At 47.7% G+C, this 17,817-nt stretch carries 15 protein-coding genes; 6 read left to right on the top strand and 9 right to left on the bottom strand.

Annotation, left to right across the window (positions count from 1 at the left end):
• A partial coding sequence (locus tag NTW12_13355; protein ID MCX5847323.1) for a hypothetical protein occupies positions 1 to 1,160 on the bottom strand: 1,160 nt, incomplete at its 3' end.
• An 832-nt stretch (positions 1,161 to 1,992) separates the two neighbouring features.
• On the opposite strand from NTW12_13355, the gene NTW12_13350 reads away from it, so the two are divergent.
• The 6 genes from NTW12_13350 to NTW12_13325 all read left to right on the top strand — a co-directional run bounded on the left by NTW12_13350 (position 1,993) and on the right by NTW12_13325 (position 8,644).
• Positions 1,993 to 2,985 (top strand): CoA transferase subunit A, encoded by a 993-nt coding sequence (locus NTW12_13350; protein MCX5847322.1) that lies wholly within the window; start codon positions 1,993 to 1,995, stop codon positions 2,983 to 2,985.
• Between the two features lie 20 nt (positions 2,986 to 3,005).
• The gene (locus tag NTW12_13345; GenBank protein ID MCX5847321.1) at positions 3,006 to 3,776 is read left to right on the top strand and encodes a 3-oxoacid CoA-transferase; all 771 of its coding nucleotides are present in this window, start codon (positions 3,006 to 3,008) and stop codon (positions 3,774 to 3,776) included.
• Between the two features lie 67 nt (positions 3,777 to 3,843).
• Positions 3,844 to 5,499, top strand: a complete 1,656-nt coding sequence (locus NTW12_13340) for a propionyl-CoA carboxylase (GenBank protein ID MCX5847320.1) — start codon at positions 3,844 to 3,846, stop codon at positions 5,497 to 5,499.
• A gap of 39 nt (positions 5,500 to 5,538) precedes the next feature.
• Positions 5,539 to 6,339, top strand: a complete 801-nt coding sequence (locus NTW12_13335) for an enoyl-CoA hydratase-related protein (GenBank protein MCX5847319.1) — start codon at positions 5,539 to 5,541, stop codon at positions 6,337 to 6,339.
• Positions 6,340 to 6,466: 127 nt separating this feature from the next.
• On the top strand, positions 6,467 to 7,645 hold the full coding sequence (locus tag NTW12_13330; GenBank protein MCX5847318.1) for a pyruvate carboxyltransferase: 1,179 nt from the start codon (positions 6,467 to 6,469) through the stop codon (positions 7,643 to 7,645).
• Positions 7,646 to 7,711: 66 nt separating this feature from the next.
• Positions 7,712 to 8,644 carry a hydroxymethylglutaryl-CoA lyase gene (locus NTW12_13325; protein ID MCX5847317.1) on the top strand — a complete coding sequence of 311 codons (933 nt, stop codon included), beginning with the start codon at positions 7,712 to 7,714 and terminating at the stop codon, positions 8,642 to 8,644.
• A 175-nt stretch (positions 8,645 to 8,819) separates the two neighbouring features.
• Here NTW12_13325 and NTW12_13320 read toward each other — a convergent pair whose 3' ends face one another.
• The 8 genes from NTW12_13320 to NTW12_13285 form a co-directional block, all read right to left on the bottom strand.
• Positions 8,820 to 9,110 carry a Dabb family protein gene (locus NTW12_13320; protein ID MCX5847316.1) on the bottom strand — a complete coding sequence of 97 codons (291 nt, stop codon included), beginning with the start codon at positions 9,108 to 9,110 and terminating at the stop codon, positions 8,820 to 8,822.
• A gap of 137 nt (positions 9,111 to 9,247) precedes the next feature.
• Positions 9,248 to 9,934, bottom strand: coding sequence for a chitosanase (locus NTW12_13315; GenBank protein MCX5847315.1), 687 nt, complete (start codon positions 9,932 to 9,934; stop codon positions 9,248 to 9,250).
• A 327-nt stretch (positions 9,935 to 10,261) separates the two neighbouring features.
• Positions 10,262 to 11,557 carry a metallophosphoesterase gene (locus tag NTW12_13310; GenBank protein ID MCX5847314.1) on the bottom strand — a complete coding sequence of 432 codons (1,296 nt, stop codon included), beginning with the start codon at positions 11,555 to 11,557 and terminating at the stop codon, positions 10,262 to 10,264.
• A gap of 189 nt (positions 11,558 to 11,746) precedes the next feature.
• Positions 11,747 to 12,253, bottom strand: coding sequence for a DUF4309 domain-containing protein (locus tag NTW12_13305; protein ID MCX5847313.1), 507 nt, complete (start codon positions 12,251 to 12,253; stop codon positions 11,747 to 11,749).
• Positions 12,250 to 13,281, bottom strand: a complete 1,032-nt coding sequence (locus tag NTW12_13300) for a hypothetical protein (GenBank protein MCX5847312.1) — start codon at positions 13,279 to 13,281, stop codon at positions 12,250 to 12,252. The genes NTW12_13305 and NTW12_13300 overlap by 4 nt, the downstream gene beginning before the upstream one ends.
• Before the next feature lie 220 nt (positions 13,282 to 13,501).
• Complete coding sequence (locus NTW12_13295; protein ID MCX5847311.1) at positions 13,502 to 14,440, bottom strand: hypothetical protein; 939 nt, start codon at positions 14,438 to 14,440, stop codon at positions 13,502 to 13,504.
• Between the two features lie 597 nt (positions 14,441 to 15,037).
• On the bottom strand, positions 15,038 to 15,442 hold the full coding sequence (locus tag NTW12_13290; GenBank protein MCX5847310.1) for a helix-turn-helix transcriptional regulator: 405 nt from the start codon (positions 15,440 to 15,442) through the stop codon (positions 15,038 to 15,040).
• 426 nt (positions 15,443 to 15,868) lie between these two features.
• Positions 15,869 to 17,668, bottom strand: coding sequence for an acyl-CoA dehydrogenase (locus NTW12_13285; protein MCX5847309.1), 1,800 nt, complete (start codon positions 17,666 to 17,668; stop codon positions 15,869 to 15,871).
• Between the last annotated feature and the right edge of the window lie 149 nt (positions 17,669 to 17,817).

Here is a 17,817-nt window from a genome sequence, read left to right as displayed (position 1 = left end):
GCGATGGAGATCAGCGCTGCTGACCTTTCATAACCGCTCAACCCTCTCAAGTTTACGATACCATACTCTGTGCAAACATAATTCGTTAACTGAGCCGGAACATCCACCGATGATCCTTCAGGCAGGAAGGGAACTATCCTCGATGTACCGTGCTTGCTCCTCGCCGTCATGGAGGCGACACCGCGTCCGCCTTTCGACTGGGCGCAGAAGGATACAAAATGGAAGTAGCCTCCGGAGCTCGATATCGGTCGTTTTTCATAGAAACAGGAGCACTGCTGGCCGAGAAGGTCAACAGCCACGCAGTTATCAATGGCGATCATGTTGTCGAGCCTTGTCAGATTATGCAGGTTATTGGTGTAACTGATATCATAGACCGCCAGGTTCTGGTTCCGATGGATGGTGTCATAGTACCACTTTACATCCACGGGGAAGGCAAAGGTATAGACGCTCTTGCCGCGGTCGGCAGGGAGAGTTTTATACGCGTTGGTCACCTGACCCGATTCGATCAGCTTGATGAGACCGGCATTGAGCATCTCCGTGTGGATACCGAGATCCTTGAATCCGGCATCGGCCATGGCGCCGACACAGGCGGAGGGAAGTGATCCGATCCCCAACTGGATGATGTCCCTGTCCCGCATTATGGTCATAACATGTTTGGCAATGGCCTCTTCCTCGGGTTTTGCCTTGATGGCCTTTTCATTGATCTGGGGCCATTTGTACTTCTCACAATCCACCTCGACCCAGTAGTCGACGTCATCAATATTAATGGTGTTAAAACGACCGCCCTCGGCCCATGGATAGTCTGAACGAACTTCAATGACTTTCTTCTTTGCGCACTGACTGAAGATATTGGCGTTGTTGGTACCATAAGAAAAGTTGGCAAAGCCGTGCTCATCGAAGGGCGATGCCGCATTCCACCACCAGTCAAACCCTCGGTTTTCCTTTACCGCATTGGCGAAGCGATAATGGCAGAACCACATTCCCATGGACCATCCCCAGTGTGCCCAGTCGCTCACATTATTGGCATCTCTGGCCTTACGGTTCCAGGGGAAGAAGAAATACTCATGGATGCAGTGAAATTCCTGCATTTTGACCATATCCAGAATCTGCTGGGGTGTTCTCTTTTTGTCACGAATCTTCTGTTGAATAGGTGTCGTCATCTTGCTTCCCTCCTTCAAAGGTAATTTAGTTTTATACCATCCAGCTGAATTAATTCAGCCACTCTTGAGCGCTATCTTGATTTTTGCAACATTAATGGTCCGCATAAATCTGTACGAAGGAATAAATCTCGAAGCATATAAGATTTTTTGGAGCGGTCGAAGATGTGTCGCCGGTCTGTTCTGGAAATGGCAAGGCTCATGGGACGTCTGTTCATAATTAAAACGTTGTGGGTGTTAAGGATTTGATAATAATGAAGAAACAGGTTTTCTTCTTTTTGTTACCAATGTGAACCTTTTGAGAAACTCTCAGTTTTCCGTCTATCACCGATACTGTGGCATACTGCATATCATGTTTGATTGCACAAGTATAAGTAATAAAGCATCCGATGCCCATAGATCATCAGAGGTTCATTTACCTCTTCAGTCATTAGTGTTGTATGGAAAAAAAAGAGGAAAGGCAATATTAAAAGGTTAATAAATAATATTAATAAAAAACTAATATCAGGCATGGGAGGGTAAAAAGAAGAAACCTTGCAAAAAGCATAGTCTTTGTTTTTACTCGATATCCCTTGTCCTATATTAGTTTTTCCCTAATATTTCTTAGAAACCTTTTAATATTGCCTTTCTTGATTTTTTCCATACAATACGCATGAATTAAGAATTCTCAGTAGTTACTTGCAAGTTGCAAAAAGAACTAAAATGAGAGTGGAGTTTATAATTGAGGTGTCAACCTCATGAAGGCTTATTACGAAATTGGGTGAAGGGTAAAGCGATCCTCGCTGGTTTCTCAGTGGGGCGGGAACTAAGAATAACGAAAAGGAGGTAGAATCCAGTGGAAGTGATTGATCAAGGAATTGGCAAAATATTTACAGACCCCGATCCGGATAAGGCGCGCGAATTCTTTCGCAAGAAGAGCCGCAAACTGGAATCCAAGTTGATGTCCGTCAAAGAGGCCGTGGAGAAGTTTGTTCATGATGGCGATTATCTAACACTCGGCGGCTTCGGAGCGAACAGGATACCGGCAGCGGTTGCGCATGAAATCGTGAGACAGGGAAGGAAAAATATGGGTTTTGCAGGTCATACGTCCACCCATGATTTCCAGATACTCTGCGCAGGCGAGGTGTTCAACAAATGCGATGTAGCCTACATTGTCGGTTTGGAGGCTCGCGGTTTGTCACCCAATGCGAGGCGCTACATGGAGAGCGGCAAGGTCGAAGTGAGTGAATGGACCAACTACTCGCTGGCCGTTCGCTTCAAGGCTGCAGCAGCAGGGGTTTCTTTCTATCCATCCAGAAATATCATGGGAACCGATACGTTCAAATACAGCGGTGCAAAAATTATTCAATGCCCTTTCACGGGAACAAAGTATGCGGCCATGCCTGCCCTTTATCCCGATGTGTCAGCTATTCATGTCCATGAGTCGGATATCTACGGCAATTGCCGTGTGAGGGGCATCACCGTTTCCGATTTCGATGTTGCAAGGGCTTCTAAACGTTTGATCATTACCTGTGAAAGGCTGATTTCCGATGAGGAGATCCGCAGAGATCCGAGCTATACGGTTATTCCTTACTGGTGTGTTGATGCCGTATGTGCGGTCCCTTACGGCAGTTATCCCGGAAATATGTATGCGGAATATTTCTCCGATGAGGAACACATAAGAGAATGGCTGAAGGTGGAAGAGGATCCGGTCGAGTTCAAAAAATTCCTCGAAAAGAATATTTACAGCTGCAAGGATCACTTTGAATATATCGAGAAGAACGGCGGAATGCACAAACTGTTGAAGCTCAGGGAAAAAGAATTCATGTTTCTCAAAGCGAGAGATTAGAAAGGAGGAGAGTATACGGTATGGCTGATTATAATACTATGGAACTGATGATATGCACCGCTGCAAGAGAGTTAGAAGACGGGGCTTCTATTGTAGTTGGAACTGGAGCTCCCAATGCGGCAGCAATGCTTGCGCAGAAGACCCACTCACCAAACCTGGTAATCCTTTTTGAGGCTGGCGGGGCGGCGCCCTTGATCCCTGAAATGCCCATATCCGTGGGAGATTCCAGAACGACTTGGAAGGCCTTGATGGCGAGCGGCATGTGTGAAATTATGGAAACGTGCTGTCGCGGAATGATCGATTACACCTTCCTCGGTGGTGCCCAGATCGATATGTACGGAAATTTGAATTCCACGAGAATTGGTCCTGACCATCAGAAACCGAAGGTTCGATTCCCGGGGAGTGGCGGTGCCAATGACCTTGCTTCATTTTGTTGGAGAATGCTCGTCATGACACCTCAGGATGCCAAAAGATTTGCTGAGAAATGTCAATTTATTACAACGCCAGGCTGGCTGACAGGCGGTGATTCGAGGGCGAAATCAGGTCTTCCGCTGGGAACCGGTCCTTACAAGATCATTACCAATATGGCAGTGATGGACTTTGAACCGGAATCGAAGAGGATGCGGATTATCGCGGTCAACCCCGGTTATTCCGAAAAGGATGTTCAGGATAATTGCGGGTTTGAACTTCTGAAGGCAAAGAAGATCGTGGAAAACACACCTCCAACAAAGGATGAATTATCCATCCTGAGGGAGCAGATAGACCCGTATCGCTACGTCATCGGCAGGTAAATATTTGAGGAGCTAAGATCAATCGGGGTTAAAAATAGCGATCCTGGGAAGGGTGAGGAGAATTATTATGGCGGAAGAAAAAAAGGAAAATTTGGCAGGGGATGACGGCAACTTGAGACATTGGGAAGAGCAGGATGCCATCCTCATGAAACACCGTGAAGAAGCGTACAACATCGGCGGCGAGGAGCAGATCAAACGCCTTGCCAAGCAGGGCAAGAAACCGATGCGTGAACTCATTAAGATGTTGATTGACCCGGGCACAGAGTTCTTTGAGATTGGACTGGATGCAGGCTACGATATAGGGAAGATAAAGCTTTACGGCGGGGATGTCTACGAATCGGAGAAAAGAGGGCACATTCCCGGCGGCGGGATGGTTACCGGTGTCGGTGTTGTTCACGGAAAAGATTGTATGATCTTCGCCAATGAGAACCGCTATGCAGCAGGAACCTATTTCCCCATCACTCTGAAGAAGCATATGAGGGCCCAGGCGATTGCCGAGCGCCTCCAATTACCCTGCATATACCTCGCCGACTCCGGTGGTATCAACCTTCCGCTGCAGTTGGGTTGCTTTGCTGACGATGGTCACTTTGGCAGTATGTTTTATAATATGTGCCGCATGTCCGCCATGGGAATAAAACAATATACCCTCTCCACCGGCGGTAACACAGCAGGCGGCGCCTATATCGTTTATCTCGCTTCAGAATCCATTATGATAGAGAAGCTTGCATTCGCCTTCCTGGCAGGTCCTCCTATGGTAAAATCGGCCATCGGTGAGACGGTTTCCATGGAAGATCTGGGAGGCGCCTACGTCCATACCCAGCACTCCGGCGGTTGCGACCATTTCGTGAGATCCCAGGAAGAAGGGATAAAAAAGCTGCGTGATATCATTGAGTTTGAACCATCCCAGACGCTTTACTGCGAACGCAGAAAACCCGTTGAGCCAAAATTTGATTACAAGGAAATGATGCGCTGCACCCCCACCAACACCTACAATGCGATTCAAATCAAGGATACCCTCAGATGTCTTGCTGATGACAGCTATTTCCATGAATACAAGCCGACATACGGCCTCAACCGTGGTGAAACTGTCGTTGCCGGCAAGATGTGGATGAAGGGTATGCCGGTGGGGGTCATCGCATCAAGCGCAAGCGGCGTCATCTATATTGAAGCGGCAAGAAAGGCAACGGAATGGATGATCCGTTGCGGAAACTCAAGGCTTCCGGTTATTTTTCTCCAGGGATCTCCGGGCTACATGGTCGGCAAAGCCGAAGAATGGGGCGGAATCGGAAAATACGGGTCCGACATGGTCCGTACGTGCAGCGTGCTGAACGTTCCGAAAATCCAGTACGTCATTGGTCCCGACCACGGGGCGGCCAACTATGGTATGTGCGGAAGGGCTTTCAGACCGGTATTCTGCTATACCAATATGAGGGGCCGCACGACCGTTATGTCCGGCAGGACGGCGGGCTTCATCGTGGAGAGTGTCCGCAGGAAGAACATAGTCGACAAAGGTGGAACGGTAAATGAGGAAGAAATGGCAAAATTCCGCCAGATGATGATAGAACGTTACGATGCAGAAGGGCACCCATTTCTGACCGGGTCGCTCCTGTTCCATGACGGTGTCATCGCTTTCAGCGAGGCACGTGAAAAACTGGCAAGGTCATTGGAGCTTTGCTACCGGGCGCCCATACAGAAGACCGATTGGGGCGACCTGAAGTTTTAGTCCTGTTTTTTTAAGTTTGAAATAAGAAGGAGTATCCCTATGGCAGATATACTGTTGAAAGAAAGAACGGAAGAGGGCATCATGATTCTCACGCTGAATCGCCCGGATGCTATGAACTGCTTCAACTTTGATCTTCTGGCTATGCTGGCCGAGACCATCCAGGAAGCTAATTTTGATATGAGTCTCCGCTGCATCATCATCACCGGCGCCAAAGCCGGCGACGATCCCAAGAAGTGGTCATTTTCGACAGGTGCAGACCTGAAGGAAAGAAGGACACTGTCAGAAGACCAGGTCCGCCGTTTCATCTTCACGATCCGCAGCACTTTCACAGCCGTAGAACAGGTTCGTGTCCCTGTTATCGCAGCCGTCAACGGCTTTGCCTTTGGCGGTGGTATGGAGCTTGCTCTGGCCTCTGACATTCGTATCTGCTCATCCAACGTCGTGATGGGTCTCACCGAAACGAGCCTGGCAATTATTCCCGGCGCCGGCGGAACGCAGCGACTGCCAAGGATCGTCGGAGTGGCAAAGGCGAAGGAGCTGATCTTCACGGCAAGAAGAATAAATGCCGAAACGGCCCTGAGTATCGGTCTTGTCAGCAACGTCGTAGAACCGGACAAGCTGATGGAGGCCGCACTGGAACTGGCGAGGGAGATCGCCAAGAATGGTCCCATCGCCGTGGCCCAGGCTAAGTTCGCTATTAATGCCGGCTCCGAGGCAAGTCTCGGGGTGGCGCTGCCGCTTGAGTCCAAGGCCTACGAGGTCATCATCCCGACGAAGGACCGCCTGGAGGCGCTCGCGGCCTTTGTTGAGAAACGTAAGCCCGTATTCAAGGGAGAATAACGCACTTTCATTTGGAGAGGCGTTGAATATAAGTAGCGTCAGGCGAGACGCCCAACCTACAGAGCTGTAGGACAGGCGTCCCGCCTGTCTCGAATGAAAATTAAAATTTGAGGAGGTCATGTTTTTTATGACGGAGTACGATTATTGGAAAATCTTTCCCAGAATGCCAAAGAAAGTAACCATCGGTGACATAACCGTGCGTGATGGTTTCCAGCACGAAGAAAAATTTATATCCACAAACGCCAAGATTTTTTACGCGCAGGAGATGATCCTGGCGGGGGCAAAGGAGATCGAGGTTACCAACCTGGGAAACCCGGCAGGGATTCCGCAATTCAAGGATGCGGAACAGGTGCTTACCGCTCTCAGAAGCGATGCGTTCAAGAAACGCTGCGAAAGGGCGGGGGTCAAATACGATGAGCTTGTCATGACTGCCGTAACGATCCGCGAACCCGCAGTTGATGTGGCGATTGAGCTCAGGAAACGAGGCATCGGCCCGGACCGCGTCCTGATGATGGTCTCCACCGATCCGGAGCACCATTTTGCCAACTCCGGCACGACGCTGACCCAGTACTGGAAAGAGGCGGAGCGCTGCATCAAGAAGGCCGCCGACGTCGGCATGAAGATGTGCGGCACCGTGAGCACCATCTGGGGGAGCCCCATTACCGGCGCCACGGAGCTCAAGGATGCCGTAGAATTCACAAAACGCTTTTTCTCTATCGGCGCCCATGACATCGAGCATGCCGACCACGACGGCTCAGCGTCAGCGGCCCAGGTCTACCGTTATTTCTCCATGGTGCTCGACGCCATGCCGAATCCTGAGGCTCATCTCTGTCATCTCCATGAGACGAAGCGTGTCGCTTCCGCCTCGATCCTGGCGGCTCTCCAGGCGGGCATCTGCCGCTTCGAGGGAACCCTGGGCGGTCTGGGCGGACAGCCGGCCAATTTCCTCGATGACTGTCCTGTAAGAGGAACGGGCGAATACTATTACGATCCCAGGTATGTTGGTCTCATTACCATGGAGGACCTCCTGGTGATGATTGACGAACTCGGTATCGAGCACGGGTACGATGTGGATCGTGTCCTCTCGCTCGGAAGGAAGATGGAAAAGACGATCGGACGGAGGCTTCGTTCCGAGGCCGTCATTAACGGCCGGACATTGAAAGAAGGGCATCCAGAACACGCCCGTCCCGGTCTTAGCAAACTCATCGCAAAACAAGGTGAAAAACCGGGCGCGCTGGCGCCTCCCGAATGGCCTCCACAAGCCATTCTGCCAGAAAAATGGGGGCCTATGGCCTGGAAGAATTAGATTAATGAGGTTTGAAACAGGGGGAGAAACCTTTCTTCCCCTGTTTTTTTTTGGTATAATGGAATCATGCAAAGCAGCCTGCCACAAAAAATTGACATTCATGAAGTCGTTCTGAGGGACGGCATCCAGAATGAAAAGAAACTTGTATCCACCGAACAGAAAGTAAAGCTCATCAATGAATTGATCGCTTGCGGAATCCGTCGCATTGAGGTGTCATCCTTCGTCAATCCCCGTCTGGTTCCGCAGATGGCCGATGCGGAAATACTCTGGGGCATGATCGGGCGCAGAAAAGGAGTTGTGTATGCTGCTCTGGTTTTAAGTGAGAAAGGACTGGAGCGCGCGGTGCGATGCGGTGTGCCGCACGTGGGAATTTATGTATCGGCAAGCGAAACGCACAGCAAGAAAAACAGCAACATGTCCGTTGCCGGGGCGATGAGGGAAGCAAGGCGGCTGATCGATACGGCACGCGGTGCTGGAATGGAAGTCAGGGCAGGAGTGATGAATGCCTTCGGCTGTGCCTACGAGGGAAGAGTTCCCGCAGGTAAGGTAATCAAACTGGTGAAAGATTTCATAAAAAAAGAACCGGACGAAATATGTCTTGCCGATACGTCCGGTATGGCCAATCCCGGGCAGGTGAAAAAGCTCGTGAAGCGCGTACAGGACATCGTGGGGGCGGTGCCGATTTCCCTCCATCTTCACAATACGCGCGGCCTGGGACTCGCTAATGTATGGGCGGCCCTCAACGAGGGGGTTTCCATCTTCGATTCGTCTCTCGGAGGACTGGGGGGATGCCCTTTCATTGTCGGTGCCAGAGGAAACATAGCCACGGAAGATACCGTCAATATGCTCCATGAGACAGGCGTGAAAACGGGAATCGACCTTGATATGCTCATCGAAGCAAGCCAGCGGTTTGAACGTTACATGGGGCAGAAATTCCCCGCAATGGTGTCACACCTGACACCCCCGCCCTTCCCACACCCAAAAGTAACAACCTCGTAAAAAGTCAGATTTCGCTTCCGTCTGTCATTCTAACGAAAGTAACCCATTCCATTTACCCTCTCACTTGATGGGAGAGGAACTCTCTTTTCCCTCCCCTGGTGGGAGGGATGAAAGGGAGGGGGTATTTTCGTAGTAATGACTATAACGAGGCAAGCATCGGGGCAAGCCTAAGAGATTAAAATGTAAAATCCACCGCCAGAATACTTTCAGAAAACTCCTTCACCTTTGCAACGACAGGCAGATGGTCCGGATGCACCTGATAACGTTTCAGTGCCTCCATATCATCGAAGGCGGAAACCAGGGCGAAATCGCAAGACCTTTCGGAACGTACGATATCACGGCCGAATTGATACTCTTTGATTTCCGGAATTCTTCCGGGAAGCCCCGCCAGACCCTTTTCTATAACCGCGATATCTTTGTCGGTGACACCTGCCTTGAATTTCATGAAAACGATATGCTTGATCATATTAAAACTCCTTTTTGCTCCACCTGATGCAGTTCTTTGCCTTTAAGGCCGCGTTATTCTGATAACAAAAGCTAAAAAAGGCAAGAAGAATATTTGGCATTTAAGGGCTGTCTGAAAAAATGTGCGGACTATGGGCATCATTTTGGATATACAGCACTTCCATTTGCCATGATGGGTAGCTGTGCCAGATCCCAGTTGCCACGATTCACTTCTACGGCCAGATCATGGGTTCGATATGCCGATGCGCGAACCGCAGGTCGTCTGTGCTGGCTCAACCATTCATGGCGGGCATGAACGTAAGCCTCTATCCATTCTTTTTCCTCTCCTCCAAGATCGGGCGGATTTTCCCGGAACTTCTGGCGAATAATCCACAAGATCGAACCGCTATGGATAAACGAGTCATAAATAACCAGTGCTGAGAGGGGAAAAGTGAACTCATGATCATCTGCCCATTTCATGGCAGGAGCGAAGTAGACTTCATCGAAGAATTGGTCTTGAATCCGGCGCATTAGGGCATCTTCGCGGCCGGCGCGGCGCAGAAGATTCTTGAAAGTCGAATCGTCAACCAGCGCCTCACTGCCTACCTTATCAGCGTACGGTTGGAGGGAGTTTCTATATGTTCCATGAGCATCGACATACATTTGCACAAGCTGTCGCAGCTTTCCATATTCGGTCGTTTGGGAACGGCCGTAGGTTATCTGCCTGATGTCATGGGGCCCGTCCGCATAGATGGAGATACTGCCATAATCGCCTTCGGGCTTCCCGGTTTCAAAGCAGTTGATCACTCTTTCAATGATCGATTTGGGGGTTGATGTCAGCTGCATGATAATACCTCCAATTCGTTACCTATAGGAAATAGTTATAAAGAAAATGGGAGCCAACCTTAATTTCTAAGAGATTCTTTTAGCAATTTAAGCCAAGCTATAGGGCATACTTTTTGTCTTTGTGTTCGTTTGTGATAGCTTAGACGGACATTTATTCTGCAAATCACCTCAAAGTATTGCCCAGCCTATGGCTGTGTTAACTACCGTACGACAATTTGGGGGACATCTTGCTTAATTCCATCCTAAATCACTCCAATGTGGAGGTGACAATTGAGTATGGTGTCTTCGCAATTTGTTGGCTGGATTGGGTCAGACAAACCACTGTGTCTATCCCCTGCCATAACCTAAGGAGCCTGACCAGACCTCATAATTGCGGTCCTTTTCTTTCTCGCTTTCCAGATAGAAGAGAACAAAAGTCATTACATGCCATCCTATGAACTCGCATTTTTCTTCATCAAAGGCGGTGGCTTCGAATACCTTGCGCCAGGTACCCGTGTTGAAATAAACCTTTTCCATAAAGACATTGCCGGGGAGCGGGACAGTATCAAGGGGCACCTGTTCTGCCCGGTGGGTGTGGCCATATACAACATATTTGACACTGTTGCTCTTAAGCGCCGCCTCGTTATATGCATACCGCTTGTAATCGTCTGCTTTGCTATAGAAATGACGTACCGCCCAACTTCCAAGGATCTCCTTAAGTTTGCCGAACGAGAAGGTAGAGGAGAGGCGCATGGCCATTTTCAGTAAATCCAGAAAGTCCGGCCCGATTCGGCCATGGTTCTTTACAAAATCTATGTCAAAGAATTCATCAACCGATCTGTTCCATATTTCATGAAGCCTCTCTTCGACACCATCGTATTCATTGCAGAGGCCCTGTATCCAGCCCGGAATATCGAGAAGGGGCCTGACATTATCGATCTCTTTGACGCGGTTCACCAGAGGCTTAATGGGGCCCAAAAGCACATCCTGCATCACAGCTTCGGGGAAGCGATTCAAGAGGTCAATAACAATAGCGTCTCCCAATGATGAAGCATCTCTGTCTCCTTCAAAGTTAAAGCTATCGTAATAATCCCCATGACGCGCCAGGACGCCGTAGTCATTGAAACTACGAGAATAGGGAAAAGGATTCTTTAAATAGAAGGCATTGTTTTGCATGCCGAGAAATGTTGCCATATCCTTCCTGGTGGAGGGATACCTGTTAATGAGCCAATCATGATTACCGATCATGTATGATATCTCGACGCTTACACCTTTGCTCTTCATGCGGCTCCGAAATTCTGCAAGGTACTTCATGGCGTCGATGTTATCCTGTCGGGTGATAATCTTTTGGACGATGGCTTTTGTATAAGCCTCAAGATTCCATCCCGAGCTGTCAGTATCCGTTGCAGGTGACCAGGGGCGTATCGGTTGAGATTTGTTATTCTCCGGCCGTAGCCAGAAATCAGAGCGGATCACGTCGAAGATGTCCCCAAGGAGGACTATCTCCACGTCCAGGATCTTCGACGTTTGTGGGTCTCTGATAATATCCTCCAAAGATCGGCCAAACCTTTCAAATGCCCTCGGGTCGATTGTTGTCCCCGATGAGCCGTCGGTTAGATGAATATCGCTTGCAAAGACTAGCATAGTTACCTCCTTATGAAATATGGTTGTTCATCGAAATATGCGTCCCTTATTAATAGCTAACCCCTGGACACTTTCAAAGCTCACGTATTGGCCGGCAAACCGCGATACGCTGGAGTGAAAATTAGAGAATTACCTCTCTGGAATTATACGCATTGTTGATCATAATTCTTATGCCTGCTTTCAATGATTTCACTTGTCAGTCTTCGGCATGATCGTTATGGTTTCGACCTTCCCAGAACCTTTGTTTATCATGAAGTTCATTCCTTTTTTGTCGTAGATCCTCTGTTCATAATTGTCATTGATCACAGCAGAACGCCCATCTCCATAAGCACTATTGAGTTCTTTCGAAGAACTGTTTATCCTTATGTTGCTGGTTGGAATGCGCATCACAGGATTGGTAACGATGATACTGACCAATGCTGAATTCCTGTCAAAGACAAAAGCGAGCCCCTGCGGTTTGTAAATCAACCAATACTGCACCTCATTTCCCGCAGTAACGGTCTTCCCTTCCGAAGGTTTCTTACCCATCTTTTTCACGACATCTTCCAGCTTGTCGCCGATATTTATATTTCCAATACCCTTGCCCGGTCGCAGCGTGGCAATGGACGTGTTTTCACTTTCAACACACAACGCCAAGACAGGATTTATGACGAAGAATATAATCGATAGTAATCCGATCAGCTTTCTTAATTTCATTTAACACCTCTCTGTAATGCCTTATTAATTTTCGTGTTGATAAAATCCGGCAATTTATCCTCAACCGTAACATCACTAGTAATGGGAGTAAGTTTTAGATCACGGGATTCACCAAGTATCTCTCTTAGACTTCTGGTGTCAGTTTTTAAAACTTTAATAAATTTTATGAGACTTCTTTCCATGATAATCATTTTAGCCGGTGGTTTAGCACCTTCACAGTCAAAGAATATCTCCTTATCCGTCGTATGACCCATGAGAAAAAATAATGTCGTCGGCTGTTCCGAATCGATCTGCTTTTTCAGATTTATCAATGACTCGATCTTTGTGGATTCGGCATAATCAATTCCTTTAATAGAAAATACTTCGACATCAAAGATAGATTTACCGTATGCAATGGGTATTGACAAAAACAATCCGACAAACATCAGCACCATGAGATAGTAATAACCGTAAGAACGCACCATAAAACTGCGAAAATTTAGTGCGAGATAAAACAAGATACCGAAACAAGCGGGCAGGGAAAACATGAAGAGAAACATATGATCAGGATCTTCCATTCCTATTAGCTTATCGGGGAATTTGTCTAAATTTAATGTTAACATGATAACAGCCATAATGAAAAGAGCGCCAAAAAAACTACTGACATTTTTGAATTTTTGATTAATTTTATCGGTATAAAAACATGTCACAGCTACGGACAGAATAAATAAGATTATCATCCCTGTAAAGAACCATAGATGTTCGCCGTAAATTTCCAGCATATTGACGAAGAACTTAATTGCCGCCTCTTTATAAAACTCCTGGGGAAATGTTGTTATGCCGTAGAGTTTAACCTTATCTATAAAACTGAGAATAATCGTGTAGCCGAACAAGATAAATAGAGAGGCAAATCCCACGAGCACACTGATAATTTTTACAACAATTGAAAAAAAGTCTGTCAAACTTACGTATCCTTTCCCGTCAGGGCTTGGGGTAATTTGAGGCTCTTTTTTTGAGGTATCTTGCTGCTGTGAAGGTTCGTTTTCCATTCAACCACCTTTCTCTCCCTCTCAGGGCAGATCATTTATTTTGGTTATTTCGGCAACATAATTTAGAAGATGTAGGTAGAAACTCACCCTGTAAATCATCTTAAAGGATTACCCAGCCTATGATTGTGTTAACTGCTGCACGAATTGCGTTTATCACCGCGTTTATCACTTGCTCGGCCATGGCGAGTGTGATTCCTTCTGACAATACAAGCACAATCTTCTAATTTTTCTTTTTCTTCGGTTCGCCGGGCGATGCACCCGCTGCACGAACCTGCATGAACTTCTGAAGTACATCGAACCAGAACGGCGCACCCAGCGAGACTGCAAGGATGCTAACGAGCAACCCAACTACCTTCAAGAGGATTTCGCTGAAGGTCTTCGGGTAGTCTTTCCACCCGAATTGAAGTCCGGCGGTCTCCATATCGGATACTGCCCGATCAAGAACCTTCTGTGCCGCCTCGGACTGATTTTTCGCCTTCTCATATTCGCTTTCCTGCTTGGCCGCCTTTGCCTCATCCTCGGTGTTTTTTGCTTCTTTCAGTCGCTGTTCAGCAATTTCGACCATCTTCAGCCGCACTGTGGGACTTGAGGCGAGTGAGACTGTGAGATTGACAGTGTCCACGTTAGCTCCGATTACAAGAACTACCGATACAATAATCGCCACGTTCTGCGTGTAGCGTTTGAACCAGCCGGATGAACGATCCATCGCAGCGTCGAAATGCGTCTCGACTGCTTTGCGGAACGCGGTCGTGTCTTCCTTGGTCTGCGTCACAAACGTGGTTAGTACACCCTTGATGCGGTTTGTTTCCGGCGTACCAGGTAGCGAATTTACTGCCTCTGTGAACGATTTCACGGCGACATTGGCAGTGACCAACGATTCCACAACCTGTCCGACAATTTCTGGCGGGATGTAAGAAGGCCGGCAGTCTGTACCTTTGCTTAGCGCCTGTATAAGCGGATGTTTGTAAAATGCCTTAACGAAAGTCTCATCCGGCTTGTATATTCCAGCAAAGACCTCGTTCAGTGCCGCCTCGAGATTTTTACTGCGTACATTAAGCCAGGCAGAGATTGCTTCAACAATAGCGGTACATGCCATGCCGAATGCCAGATATACTGTTACTAGACCGATAAGTACATCGAGCATCTCCAGTCCAAACATTTGATTTCCCTCCTTTATGTGAGGCTTGTTTTCTTCCTTAGATGCCTGAATTCCCGGCACTGCCACTGTATTTCAACACTGTGTCTGCATATCCCGACCATTAGCTTCATTAAATGGCAAAGTATGGATACAGACATCAAATCCATATATCTATGAGTGTTCCTTTTCTCTTTATGAATTGTGTAAAGTTGATATTTGATTATGTTCGTGTTTGTCGACAAAGGGTTGCTTGTCTCTATTTCGACACAATTGATACTATCATCAGGGTAAAGCGGCGATAGTGCGTTGCCGCATCTGGCCGTAATCTTCACATGCTTTTGATACGAAATGTTGTTATTTTCTAAATTGTTAGAGTAAATATGAGAGCTTTGGCAATGTACGAAATTAAACAAATGCCTGCATCTTGATAGATTACGTTTAATAGGAATGCAATACCAGATTATATAGAGGTAAATACGAGGAAAAACCTAGTATGGTGGGGAAAAGCTGGGAAGTAGTATTAGGAGGCTGTTGCAAAATGACATAACTCTAAGTCTTAATGAAGTATAAGTAATGGAGGCAGATCATTGCTGACGAATTTGCAAAAAAACCGAAATCCTAGGTTGAGCTGCGTTCCTTATCGCTGCAGAGCATTTCTATATATGTATCATTCCCTATGGTTTGCGTACCTTGCGTTTTACGCTTTTTGCTTCGGCTTTCATTTCCTTTCCACTTTTCGACTTTAACGAGAGAATCACTTACCGATTTGGTCAGATCAGGAAATAAAAGTTCTACCTGGTTTACCAAACTGTCAGACCATTTACAAATTTTTATAGATAATTTTCTGCTCGGAAAGGATTTCCCTTTCTCGATGTCGTAAATATGCTGGCGGGAAATGCCAAGTTCTTCCGAAGCTTGTTTAACAGAAATAAAATTTGATTTTCGATATTCAAGTAAATTCATGTGCGTCACCTTAAAATATTTTCTCAATCCCCTGCCTTCATACGCCACACCTTGCGGCATCTTTTTATATCACTCTGTTCATCACGATATAATTGAAGACAGAAAGATTGGCCAACGTGGTGGTGTCTCCCAGTTTGCTTATACCTTTACCTCATCCTTCCTTAATCCGATGTTCGTTAAGAGAAAATCAAAAAAGGCCATGGATGTCCTTCCGCGGCCTTTAAGAAACACGAAACTATCATCAACTTTCTATACAACAAACCGGCTATAGAGCCACTTCTTCCTAAAGGACAAGACTTCATAATTAAAACCTGTGTTTTGATTTATGTACTTCTCCCCACCAGCAAGTCACTTTTAGGAATTCCTACTTTTTCTTATTTTATAGGGGAAGAAAACAACAAAAACAATATTAAAAGATTAATAAATATTATTAGGAAATATCTAATATCAGGTGAGGAATAACGAGTAGAAAGAAGGGTATATTTTTTAAAAGAAATCTTTTTTTATCTCCACGGTCAGCCGGTTGCCAGCCAGCAAGCTTTTGGCCAAGCCCTCGATTTTGGGAAGTTCGTATTGGAAAAAATACCGGAAGGTATAAAGCTTTCCCTGATAGAAATTCATATCCGCTCCGGCAGGATTTTCCCGCAGGGCCTTCTGCACGGCTATGGCTTGGAGGAGCCACTGCCAGCCTATGGTTATGATACCGAAGAATTCCAAATAAAGCGTGGCGTCTGCCAGGAAGAGATCCACCTTGCCTTGCATGGCAAAGTCGATCAGATGCGCTGTTACCTTCCGGAGTTTACCCGCGGCGTCTTCAAGTTCCCGGGCGTAAGGCATCAGCTCCGGATCATCTTTGGCAAAGGCGATAGTTCCTTCCATCTCCTCAAAGAGGAGCATGGCTGCCTTTCCATTCTTCATCGTAACCTTGCGGCCCAGGAGGTCGAGCCCCTGCATTCCTGTGGTTCCTTCATGGATGGGATGGATTCGCGCGTCGCGATAGAGTTGTTCCAGGGGAAATTCATCGCAGTAGCCGTAACCTCCGAGACACTGCAGTGCCTGGCTTACGGCAAGAATCCCCATCTCCGCAGGATAGGTTTTGGCTACCGGCGTGAGGATCTCCAGGAGAAGAGTGTATTTCTCTTTTTCATCCCCTTCGAGAACCTTCTCCAGATCAACATATTTGCCGCACTGCATGAGGAGCGAAAGAGAACCCTCAACGACAGCGCGCTGGAAGAGAAGCATCCGCTTCACGTCAGGATGCTCGATAATAGGAACCTGAGGAGACAAAGGATCCCTGGCTGTCAGCGGCCGGCCCTGGGGCCTTTCACGCGCATACTCCAGTGCTGCATAATATGCGGCGGAGGCAATGCCTGCAGCCGCAATTCCCACGGCAATCCGGGCTTCGTTCATCAACTGAAACATGTGGGAGAGTCCCCGGTTAGGCTGTCCGACGAGATACCCCCTGCAATCATTGTTATCGCCGAAACTCAAGTGGGTGATGGGTGCCCCGCGGTAACCCATTTTATGGTAGATGCCCGTTACCGTGACATCGTTAAAGACGAGTCCGCCCTTTCCATCATGCCGCATTTTAGGGACGACAAAGAGGGAGATGCCTTTCACACCGGCAGGCTCGCCCGCAATCCGTGCCAGGAGAAGATGCACGATGTTTTCCGCACCATCATGGTCTCCTGTGGAGATAAAGATCTTCTGCCCCCGTATTTGATAATACCCATGGTCGCCGGGTTCAGCAATAGTTGTGATGTCGGATAAGGAACTTCCCGCCTGCGGCTCCGTGAGGGCCATCGTCCCCTGCCACTGGCCTGCGTACATCCTGGGGATATAGGTATTGATCAGGTCTTCCGTGCCAAAGGAATAAATGAGGTGGGCGGCGCCGGCGGTGAGGTAGGGATAGACGCTGGCTGCGTAATTCGCCGCAGAGTAGATGAACATGGGGATAAAACCTACCAGGGAGGGGAGTTGCTGCCCACCCCGATCTGCGGGAGCCGTGGCGGATATCCAGCCGCCTTCACCGCAAATCCTCATGATCTCTTTTACCTTCGGATGAACCTTAACCCGGCCGTCGACAAATTCCGGCTGGTTCTTGTCCATTTCCCGGAAAACAGGTTTGAAGAGATCCTTCCCCAATTTCAGGGCCGTCTCAAGAAGCATATCGAAGACCTCCCGGCTATGGTCGGCATAGCGAGGGTATTTGACAAGGGATGATGCATCAAAGACCTCATAGAGCAAGAATCTGAGATTCCTTTCGCTGACGAATTTTTCCGCCACAGTTTCCTCCTTATGAAAATGGCAAAGTCCAAAAAAACATTATAGCGTTCATGTTAGATTTTTTACGAACCTGGGTAATACCTACCCGAAATGACCGGAATTTTCAAAGAGAATCTGCGAGAATGTCCGTAAGGGAGTCCCGGGCGTTG

This window comes from Deltaproteobacteria bacterium (assembly GCA_026388545.1).
Taxonomy (GTDB): domain Bacteria; phylum Desulfobacterota; class Syntrophia; order Syntrophales; family UBA2185; genus JAPLJS01.
The sequence above is the reverse complement of the archived record's forward strand: the minus strand, read 5'-3'. Positions and strand labels throughout refer to the sequence as shown.